Origin of the sequence: Bacillus sanguinis (assembly GCF_018332475.1) — a bacterium.
GTDB lineage: Bacteria > Bacillota > Bacilli > Bacillales > Bacillaceae_G > Bacillus_A > Bacillus_A sanguinis.
Map to the genome: position 1 here is coordinate 1 of NZ_BOQB01000143.1, position 2604 is coordinate 2604.

Consider the following 2604-nt stretch of genomic DNA (forward strand, 5'->3'; position numbering starts at 1 on the left):
ATTATTTCTTTCTTATAACCTGAGTTCGTCACTTTAGTTATAAAAATGTGGGTATATCCTATAACTTTTTTAGGGATCATCCATAATTTATTTCATAAAAAGTGCTTTGTTTTACTGAAAGGTGGTTGCGGAAACAACCGCCTTTTTATTCGGAACAAAATAAAACTTTTATATAAAAGGCCCATAATTAAATACACTTAACTTCATATGATATATTGCATCCTTTCTTTTTAGAATGAGTAGTCGTTACTGAAGGGCACTTTTCGAAGTGCTCTTATCTTTAAATCCCTTTTCTTTTTCAGAAGTTTTTTTTCTAAATCCTAATACGATTTTTATCACTCAGGCTGGTGATTATTATATTTCCTTACTAGTTCCAATAATATAGTAGCTACACCAATTAAAATAAGCCTATAAACTCTATACGCTTAAATAATAATGCGTTACCAAACACACGAACTAGTTTTACACTAAATTTACAAGGTTCTTATCCTCTTTTAGTTGAAGTTATCATTTCAATACCAGCAAATCCATACCTTCAACTAACAAATTTAGCAAATGTGCTATATCAAGGTTCTTTTGATATAGCATCTTATGTTTTATATAATAAAGATAGTTCTAGTATTCCGAAGGAGGATGTCTATGAGTATTCAAATGGCTACATCTTATGATTTAGAATGGATTAATAATCAATATGACTCAATAGGATTTGTACGAAGTGATTTAAAAAGAGATAAAGTTGCAATTATTACATATAACAACGAGTATGCAGGTGTTGGACGATTAGTCCAAATAGATGAAGATACTTTAGAAATGGGTGGAATTTATATTCTCCCTCAATATAGAGGAATACAATTAGCCGGAGAACTCGTTTCATTTTTAGTAGAAACTGCGAAGAAATTACAAGTACAACATGTATATTGCCTTCCTATTGAGGAATTAGAATACTTTTATAAGAAATATGGATATACTGAGGTCGATACTACGAAAGAAATAGTTCATCCAATTGTTCTAAAAAATATAATTGGTGTTTAGATCATTATGATAAGCATTTTTTATTATGTAAGCTGTAAGTGTGTCTAAAGAGAGTGTAAATAAAAACATAAATTACTATACCACTCAAATAATAACCATACTTTATTTGATCACCATCAGCTTCTACAAGTTATACAATTACTACATACGTTTCCTTTTTCTCCTAACATTACTTTCGTATAAAAGATTATTTTGTTTAAAGTTACCTTAAATCGTATTCGAACAAACTAATCAGAAGGCGAATTCCTATATAATACAATTAAGTAATTAAAAGGAGCGTTATTCATGTTAGATGTAGTCAGACTCGTTATCTTTATTGTAGTTGCAATTGGTGCCATTTTTAACATTTACCTAGAATTTAAAAAACCTACTAAAAGTATATTCTCAATCGTCTTTCTATCAGTACTCTTTATCGGTGCCTCAGGTTTAATCAAAGATATTTTATCTAAACTTTTATAGTTATTTGATTAAAAATTACTGTTCTGTCAATAATATAAGTAACATGATTGTATTTTTCCATTCTCCTTTGGAGAGGAGCAGTTAGCTTTTGCTAGCTGCTCTTTTATTTAAAAATGATTTCATCTATTATCCACAAAATACGTATCATATGCCTTATCAAAAACATATCCTAACTTTTCTGCTAGTTTAGCAGACGTAGTATTCGCAGCATCCCAATTTGGATATATCCCTTTTTCTAAACAGTCCAAGATTAACGTTGCACTAACTATAGTCGCCAATCCTTTTCTTCTATGATTGTGATCAGTCGCCACTTCAATTTCAATTCCATTATCATAAATGCTATATGATGATGCACCGCACACAACTTCTCCTTTATACAAAATACTATACCCTATACCTCGGTTTAAATAATCTTCTACTGATTGAAATTGACTTGTAAAATCTTCAGAGACCTTATGTAATGTAGGGATATTTACGATTTGTTCATCTATTCTTCGTAACTCGTATCCTTTTGGAAGTGCTGATTTAAAAGATTGTAATTTTGAATGATTAAAAACTTCCGCATTACGTTTGAATTTATAGCGTAAAAACTTATCTATTTTTCTTTCGTAACGTGTTTCTAAACGTTTTTTCCACTCTTCACTATTTACGATTACTAACATTCTCTCAGGAATATTACCTAGCAATTCTTCTGTTTCTTTTGCATTCGAATCACCAGCGTAAAATGTAAAGATCCCTACCGTAACTTGCGCTACTGTTGGATTTTCAAGATCATTTACCCAAGCGGTACCCATATGTCCTTGTAAATAAGAAAGTAAAACGACGTTATTGAAACCTTCGAACATAGTAACTAATTTTTCTCTTGTATGTATATTCACTTCATATATCATTTACATTCCCACTTTCCTTAGAATTAATGTACTACTACTTTTTTCAAAAGTCCTTTTATACTACATATAAGTAAACATCTACTAAACTCCATATAATGTTAAATTATTCATAAATATAAAATTATTATAACATCTAATAATTAGTAAATGACTGTCCTGTAAAAAGGTTTACATATAAAATACTTCATAATAATTCGCAATCTATAATCTTTTAATATGTAAA

The 2604-nt window shown here is 29.5% G+C and carries 2 protein-coding genes and 1 pseudogene; 2 read left to right on the forward strand and 1 reads right to left on the reverse strand.

Going from position 1 to position 2604, the window contains the following annotated elements; all coding sequences use genetic code 11:
• Positions 1–639 precede the first annotated feature (639 nt).
• Both KI369_RS16400 and KI369_RS16405 read left to right on the forward strand, forming a co-directional pair.
• Positions 640–1070 (forward strand): annotated as a pseudogene (locus KI369_RS16400) (GNAT family N-acetyltransferase).
• A 247-nt stretch (positions 1071–1317) separates the two neighbouring features.
• Positions 1318–1491 carry a hypothetical protein gene (locus KI369_RS16405; RefSeq protein WP_212956648.1) on the forward strand — a complete coding sequence of 58 codons (174 nt, stop codon included), beginning with the start codon at positions 1318–1320 and terminating at the stop codon, positions 1489–1491.
• A 119-nt stretch (positions 1492–1610) separates the two neighbouring features.
• On the opposite strand, the gene KI369_RS16410 is transcribed toward KI369_RS16405, so the two are convergent.
• Positions 1611–2381 carry a GNAT family N-acetyltransferase gene (locus KI369_RS16410; RefSeq protein WP_212956649.1) on the reverse strand — a complete coding sequence of 257 codons (771 nt, stop codon included), beginning with the start codon at positions 2379–2381 and terminating at the stop codon, positions 1611–1613.
• Positions 2382–2604 lie beyond the last annotated feature (223 nt).

Bases quoted from the DNA above. Each gene is read 5' to 3' on its own strand.
- KI369_RS16405 (WP_212956648.1), top strand. From the start codon at position 1,318: ATGTTAGATGTAGTCAGACTCGTTATCTTTATTGTAGTTGCAATTGGT.
- KI369_RS16410 (WP_212956649.1), bottom strand. From the start codon at position 2,381: ATGATATATGAAGTGAATATACATACAAGAGAAAAATTAGTTACTATG.